Here is a 6,968-nt window from a genome sequence, read left to right as displayed (position 1 = left end):
TTTCCTGATTTTGCTACCTTTCCTCCCCTTCACAATGGACAAAGTCGAGCTAAGACTGCTGCTTATCAACCGACGATTGAAAACGGCACCGTTACTACGATTGTTAATGAACAGTGCGTAGCAGAAATTAAGCTACGTTGGAATCCTATGCGTAATGAACCTTATCAAAAAGCTTTGAGCCAGGGAGGATTCTACGCCCATCCCTGAATGAGTTACGCTTAAACAGTAGTAGGTTAGGTTTCATACTTCAACCCAACAATTCAGAAGATATTGGGTCTTGTAGCTTGAACTCAACTAATGTAAACAACTATTCTCTCTCCTGTCAGTTTTATGGACTACCAACACATCATCACTATTGAGCCTGGAAAGCGCAGCGGAAAGCCGTGTATTCGAGGAATGCGAATCACCGTGTACGACATTTTAGAATATTTAGCAGGTGGAATGACCGAGGCGGAAATTCTTGAAGACTTTTCTGAACTTACTTTGGAAGACATCAAAGCTTGTCTTGCATTTGCAGCCGATCGTGAGAAGAAGTTATTTGTGGTATCGCTGTGAAGCTGCTGTTGGATGAAAACCTATCAGATCGAATTATTCCTACGATTACCGATCTGTATCCAGGTTCTGAGCATATTAAGACATTAGGGCTGATCAACACAGATGATGTCGTGATTTGGGAATATGCAAAGACCAATGGGTTTATGATTGTTTCCAAAGATTCTGACTTTCACCAGCGCAGTTTGCTTTATGGTCATCCGCCCAAATTCATTTATCTTCGGATCGGTAATTGCCCAACCTCGAAAATCGTTCAAATTTTGAGAGATAATTTGGACACGATCATTCAATTTAAAGCTAGTGAAAGGGAAAGTCTTCTCGCGTTGATGTAGCGTGGAGCCGACGCATAATAACCCGCTACATCAGACAAACTTAGGTTATTCGGTGAGTTGTAAAGGTGATCTGCGTCCGGTGAATGGGAACGTTAGGTTACTCATTGATCTAGTAGTCTGGGTAGAACAAAGAGAAAGTTGTGGCGATTTGCTAACACCACACTGCGTGAACGACATCGACTAGGCAATGCCCCAACGTCCGAAAAGGGAACCTCGATTGTACTAGGCATGAGTTGATGCTTCTTGGTCATCCTGAATCATCTGCATCAGAATGTTTAGGTTTTCAACCGGGCGATCGCATGTTGCAGTAATTCAGTCCTGGTTGCCACACTTTTGCAACGAACATGAGTCATCTTGCCTACTATCACTTCTTTCAGACAAGCGTAAGGCTTTTAGCGACAGTTCAATCGAGTGCCCTCTTACTCTACTGGTTCTTCAATACAGCCGCTCCCTCTTGGCAAACTGACAGTGACGATCGCTGGAGAGAGACTCGCGGAAAGTGATCGTGGGCGGCACCAAGAACCAGATTCAACCAGAATGTAAAATTTTTGGATCAGTCCACTATATTTAGGTATTATCTAACGCTCAAAACGCGAGTAAAATGTTTCCATCACCAGATATAGCGTTTGGCGGCGATGTTTCTTACTAGCAGCGTTTTGAGACGGTGAATCCAACAGAGCTTCGGCGCGGGTATGAGATGGAACACTGGGAATTTTTATTACAGAAAGACGGCGATCGCTCCTGGCTGCCTCTGGATTCACCCGATGTTGAGATCCTGGAGGGACGCTACCGCATTGTCGCTCGATCAAGTAATATCAACGCGACAATTGATACTCGCATTGCTCATCTAGCGACCGCAGAAGTGCCCCCTAAGCGGCGAGTGCAGAAGCGGTCGTGCCGCACAAACCATGATGGCTTGATGGTCGTGATCCCATTCACCCATCTTGAGCCGGGGCGATGGGAGTTGAGCTGTTCGCCCGCAGATTTGATGACTGACTTGATCACAGGCGCTCAACCCTACGCGATCAAACTGCAAGTGGTCGCACGGGAAGCAGAAGAAGACTGGGAGCCTGACTGGACATCACCGAATGTGTTGTCAGAAGCGGTTGTAGTCACGTCAGAACCTAAGGGCATGGGGGATGATAGAGGGAATCAAGCGCCTATAGTCAGTAACTCTGAGTTCCTCCCAAACGCAACGACGCACGATCGACAAACCGCTCTACCACCAGAAGTCGCTGAGATTCTTGGGGCTTCGATGGATCGCCTCTTTCAAATTGCTGAACAAATGTCTGAGCAGTTGGTCGAGGAAGTGCTTCAGGACTTCGATCTGACCACGATCGCAGAGGCTCCTCTTGCCATAGACGCTATGGAGAACGTCGATCATGCTGCTTCTGCACCAGCGACGAGCGCACCTCCCGCCGCCATCGTTAACACAGAGGAACTAGACGCTAATCGTCATCGATCGCCCCTGGGTTACACACTGGGATCTCACGAAACCTTTTTATTAACGCTGGATCAGTCCGCTTTTATGGCTGCAAGGGGCGAAGTACTGACCCTATCTGGACAGGTGGCGATCGTACCAGCGCCAGCTACCCGCGAGACACCACTAACAAAGTCTCCGAAAGACGCGAGCCGAGATCCGTGGGACAGTGACAGCTCACTCAACCTGATCGGTGCAACCGCGCAGGAAATCCAGCTTTGCCTCCGCGATCCGCAAAGCCTGCAAGTGTTGGTTAGCGATCGCCAACTCCTGTCACATCACTCTTTCCCCAGCCCTTTTACCTTTTCGTTCTCGCTGCCTGATGCGTTTACGACCCACCTTGTTCTGGGAGAAGTGCTGCTGTGCGGAACGCTCTCAGAGCGCACAGAGGCACCGATCGCACTGCTCACCCAAGCGTTCTCCATTACCGTTAACCCCAACGCACTTGTGGGAGAACTGGTCAAACTGCATGAAGCCCTCACAGTGGTAGTAGACGATGAGGAGCGTATCGACCTACCCCTAGAATTGTCTTCCCGGTTAAAAGAGCAAGCAACGCCATCACTTGACTTATCGTTCTTGAATCCGGCTGTAGTTGAACCACCACCGGAGCAAGCACCGCGCTTTCAGTCTCTGGCAGGTCAACCGTTGCCACCCCAACTGTATCAGCCCACTGCCGAGCAAATACGTTCCAAAACGCTCGATTTGCCTGCTTTCAGCCTGACGACTGAAGACACTCCACCAGCAGTACCACAGGACGCAGCACCCGATCCCGAGACAACCTTAAACCAACTATTTGAGTCGATCGCTGTAGAGGATGCTAGCAGCTCTGAAGCAGCAGATAATCCACAGGATCAGACAGCAGAGATGGCTAATGGGACAACCTTACCTGCATCGGTTGGCACTGAAACCTCGAAGGACGTAGTCACTGATAGCACTGACAACCCGCCACTGGATTTGCCGTCACCGACACACATGGCGTTTCAATCGCTGAAGCTGCAAGATCGGTTTCTCACGCGGCTTTCCTCTCTTGCTACAGATACCGAACTGTCAGCCATGCTCAAAGCTAGTCTGACACCTGGTAGTCCTTCATCTCAACCAATAGTGGCACCCTCTGAAGCGGAAGCGCGATCGCTGGCTGAGGAAATTGTGGTTGACGACGTGCCACCTCAAAACGAACGGCAGCGCAAGCAGCCGCCAATCCCTACAGGCGAGCAAGCACCCTTAGATGAACCACCCAGCACACTTATTTTGCCCGCTGACGCTCCCATGCCGATGCCGTCTTTGAATGTTACGACTGGAGAATTAACCGCTGGCAAACCAATCAACATTCGTGTCAAATTGCCAAATCTATTGCCTCGGATTTACGTCAAGCTCTGGGTTACCGATCGCCAAACTCGTTCCCTATTAGACGGTCCGCGCTGGCTCGTCGATTTTCTGCCCAACGGGCTTGGCGATTTAGAAGCGATGATCCCTTTGACCGTGCCGTTTGGCAGCGTTGAGCTTCGGTTTGAAGCGATCGCGGTTGAAATGCACACTCAACGTGAAAGCCATAAAGCCACCATTGACCGAGTCGTTGTGCCCCCCGATCTGCCGATCGTTTCGCTGGATGATTTTGACGATTAGGAGGCAGGAGGTAGAAGATTAGAATCTAGAGTTTTAGTCGTGATCGGCAATACAAGTTTCGCACCCGGTATGCTTAATATTAAGAAAGGTTAGAAGTGCAGCACTTGTCCCCGCTTCGCAGTAAAGTCGGTTTTGGAACCATTCAAATCTAGATAGGAAACTTGTTATGACAGGTTCATACGCCGCTTCGTTCTTACCCTGGATTCTCATCCCAGTTGTTACATGGCTACTCCCTGCAGTCGTTTTTGGTCTTCTGTTTCTTTATATCGAACGTGAAGATCCTAGTGGTATTTAAGAGCATCATCGCTTAAGCTCACCATTGCTTATAACAAACATAAAGAAGCACCCATCTAAGTCAGATAGGTGCTTCTTTACTTATGGAACAAGATCGCGCTTGCAAGGTTGTGCCAGACAACTCAAAGCGGTTCTTCAAGGTTCGATCAAAGCTTAAAGTGATGAGCCAATGCCCGCATAAGAGCCGTAAAAGAAAAGACCAAGAACAACAAGCACACCAGTACCTGCGATCGTTGCCACAATCCACAGAGGAATTTTTCCAGAACTAGACATGACAATCACCTCTTAAAAAACGAAATGCAAAGCACAACTGACGAAACGATAGCTAAAACAGCCTGGACGCTAGTTAAAGAAATAGCTGGAGAAAAGAATGCCAAGTGTAAAAATCATCAGCAAACCTAAGTAAAGCGACGTACGGTTCAGCTCAACTGGTTGCTTGTTTGGGTTTGAACTTCTGGTTGCCATTGGTGTCACCTATCGTTGTGTAAATTGCATGGCGGCGATCGCGCCTAAAAAGAAAACAGAGGGTACAGCCAGGGTATGAACCGCCAGCCATCTCACCGTAAAAATGGGATACGTAACCGGTTCATTGGGTGTTCTACTAGTCATAACGTTGGGCGATCCTTAAACTACTTAGCGAGAAACTCATCAATCTCTTGTTTAGCATCAAAACGGTCTTTAATGATGGGTGCCGACTGCACTTGAGTCGGATAATACTCGTTGGGGCGAGGCGTACCAAACGCATCGTACGCTAAACCCGTTTGCACAAACAACCATCCCGCAATAAACAACGCTGGGATCGTAATGCTGTGAATGACCCAATAGCGAATGCTTGTAACAATTTCTCCAAAAGGACGCTCTCCAGTAGTACCAGCCATTTAGATTCCTCCGCTAACTAACGATTCAACAAAACACTTTCTTATGTTCATCATACGAAACCACCGAACGAGTCACAAGCAACTTTTTAAGATCTTGTGAAAGTGGCACTTCTCACTTCAATCGAACGTTCCACCATGCAAACGTTCCACCATGCAATTCTCTAGCATTCTTCATGCGGCTGTAGCTGCTTCAGGTGTGTATTTGAGTAACGTGCCTTTTTGACCAATAATGAAACCCTGCTCTGGATTGAGGAACAGGATCTTATAGAGATTAGAAGGAACGTTTTCGATCGCGCGATCTTTTTCCCACGTTGCGCCGCCATCAACGCTTCGTAAAAGATTGCCGCTGCCTCCCGAGACCCAAAGCTCATCTGGAGTGCGGTATGCCAGATCCAGCAAGCCCCAGCTAGTGGCGAACTCTGGACTCACCGATTTTTCCCACTCGTCTGGCGCTGTCGGAGCTTGAAACTGGATTTGCCCGCCACGTGCAATCATCCAAAGTCGTCCATCCGGCGTGAACCCCATGCTCTGGAGTCGTCGAGAACTGTTACGGTTATGAGCGTCCCACACAGCCTGCCCCGGCTCCCAAATCGAATAGAAGTTTCCACGTGACGAAACTGCTACATACCGACCATCGGGCGCACGTGCAATGTTGCGAATCACGCCGACAGCGGCTTCGACCATTGCCTTCCAGTTTTTACCACCGTCAGACGTGCGGTAAATCGCCCCAATATCGGTGGTCATTTCAGCCGACTTCGGTCCAAGGGCAAGCACGGTATTTGGAGAACCAGGGAGTTTTGCACTCAGCGGCACTCTCGCCCACGATCGACCACCATCAGTCGTGTGCAACAGGAGAGACGGTTGCCCAGCGATCCAGCCTTCGTCACCCGAAAAGCTGACTGAGTTAAAACGATACGCCTGATCAAGCTCTAGATTACGCGGTTCCCATGTAGTGCCACCATCGGTTGTTTCAAGCAGCGTTGAACCTGTACCTGTGAGCCAACCATGCTGGGCATCAATAAAACTCAGGTCTAATAAATTTGACTCTGTGGGTACAGAGACTGGTTGCCAGGGAGTGCCGTTAATAGACGGAAGGTAGCCGCCGCAGCTAGCGCACAGAATCGCGATCGCAAACAGCACGATCGCCTGCTTGACAACTGCCCGCTTCAGAAATGTTGTAATTAAATGCATGGCACTCAAAGCTCTACTCAATCTAATCAAGTCATTAGTTAATCTTGTCTAAGCTGCTACTTAGATAGGGTTGAACAGAGTGGGTTAACCCCTCATCACAACTAATCTTCACTGCAAGCCATAAAGACTGATAAAAAATAGGAACCCCAATGCCAGGGCACCAAAAATCAGAATATTCTTTTGACCCGGCGTTAGCGTGTTGACACCAAAGCCATAGCCCAGATTTTCTTTGAAACCAGAGGGAGAGCCGACTTCGCCAATATTTGAGAAGCGCGCTTTTGCTGCCCCACAGACAGGACAGCGCCAATCATCGGGGACTGCCTCAAACGGAGTCGCCTCTGGAATTTGTCGGCGATCGTCCCCTTTCAGCGGCTCATAGATATAGCCACAGGTCTGACACTCATAACGGTCTAGTGCTGTTGGTTTAGCAGCATCGGTGCTCATTGCTTTAGCGCCAAAGAGTGAGGGTAGCAGTCAAGGAACAGAAACCACAGAATTCTGAGATCTCTGTAAACGATTATGACATGACTGGGAATCACTAAATCCTGACATTGCATAAAGTCGGGGGAGTGGGGAGTGGGGAGTGGGGAGTGGGGAGTGGGGAGTGGGGAGTGGGGA

Annotated in this window: 10 protein-coding genes and 1 pseudogene; 5 read left to right on the top strand and 6 right to left on the bottom strand. The window is 49.0% G+C overall.

Going from position 1 to position 6,968, the window contains the following annotated elements; translation table 11 throughout:
- The 5 genes and pseudogenes from AC5JO6_RS05605 to AC5JO6_RS05585 all read left to right on the top strand — a co-directional run.
- A pseudogene (locus AC5JO6_RS05605) lies at positions 1-207 on the top strand (hypothetical protein); the annotation flags it as partial.
- Positions 208-330: 123 nt separating this feature from the next.
- Entirely contained in the window at positions 331-555 is a 225-nt protein-coding gene (locus AC5JO6_RS05600; RefSeq protein ID WP_496080066.1) for a DUF433 domain-containing protein, read from the top strand.
- Positions 552-884 (top strand): DUF5615 family PIN-like protein, encoded by a 333-nt coding sequence (locus tag AC5JO6_RS05595; RefSeq protein ID WP_496080065.1) that lies wholly within the window; start codon positions 552-554, stop codon positions 882-884. The genes AC5JO6_RS05600 and AC5JO6_RS05595 overlap by 4 nt, the downstream gene beginning before the upstream one ends.
- Before the next feature lie 664 nt (positions 885-1,548).
- A complete protein-coding gene (locus AC5JO6_RS05590; protein WP_496080064.1) occupies positions 1,549-3,987 on the top strand; it encodes a hypothetical protein in 2,439 nt (812 codons plus the stop codon).
- Positions 3,988-4,153: 166 nt separating this feature from the next.
- Positions 4,154-4,282 (top strand): photosystem I reaction center subunit VIII, encoded by a 129-nt coding sequence (locus tag AC5JO6_RS05585; RefSeq protein WP_106258970.1) that lies wholly within the window; start codon positions 4,154-4,156, stop codon positions 4,280-4,282.
- A 152-nt stretch (positions 4,283-4,434) separates the two neighbouring features.
- Here AC5JO6_RS05585 and AC5JO6_RS05580 read toward each other — a convergent pair whose 3' ends face one another.
- The 6 genes from AC5JO6_RS05580 to AC5JO6_RS05555 all read right to left on the bottom strand — a co-directional run bounded on the left by AC5JO6_RS05580 (position 4,435) and on the right by AC5JO6_RS05555 (position 6,794).
- Positions 4,435-4,554, bottom strand: coding sequence for a photosystem II reaction center protein J (locus AC5JO6_RS05580; RefSeq protein WP_496080063.1), 120 nt, complete (start codon positions 4,552-4,554; stop codon positions 4,435-4,437).
- Between the two features lie 69 nt (positions 4,555-4,623).
- Positions 4,624-4,746 (bottom strand): photosystem II reaction center protein PsbL, encoded by a 123-nt coding sequence (gene psbL / locus AC5JO6_RS05575; protein WP_496080062.1) that lies wholly within the window; start codon positions 4,744-4,746, stop codon positions 4,624-4,626.
- 9 nt (positions 4,747-4,755) lie between these two features.
- Positions 4,756-4,890, bottom strand: a complete 135-nt coding sequence (psbF, locus tag AC5JO6_RS05570) for a cytochrome b559 subunit beta (protein ID WP_496080061.1) — start codon at positions 4,888-4,890, stop codon at positions 4,756-4,758.
- A 20-nt stretch (positions 4,891-4,910) separates the two neighbouring features.
- Positions 4,911-5,159 carry a cytochrome b559 subunit alpha gene (gene psbE, locus AC5JO6_RS05565; RefSeq protein WP_496080060.1) on the bottom strand — a complete coding sequence of 83 codons (249 nt, stop codon included), beginning with the start codon at positions 5,157-5,159 and terminating at the stop codon, positions 4,911-4,913.
- 171 nt (positions 5,160-5,330) lie between these two features.
- Positions 5,331-6,350 carry a photosynthesis system II assembly factor Ycf48 gene (locus AC5JO6_RS05560; protein ID WP_496080059.1) on the bottom strand — a complete coding sequence of 340 codons (1,020 nt, stop codon included), beginning with the start codon at positions 6,348-6,350 and terminating at the stop codon, positions 5,331-5,333.
- Positions 6,351-6,458: 108 nt separating this feature from the next.
- Positions 6,459-6,794: a rubredoxin gene (locus tag AC5JO6_RS05555; protein WP_496080058.1), complete on the bottom strand. Its 336-nt coding sequence runs from the start codon at positions 6,792-6,794 to the stop codon at positions 6,459-6,461.
- Positions 6,795-6,968: the final 174 nt, after the last annotated feature.

The organism is Tildeniella sp. (assembly GCF_059505325.1).
This window is presented reverse-complemented; position numbering and strand designations above follow the sequence as displayed.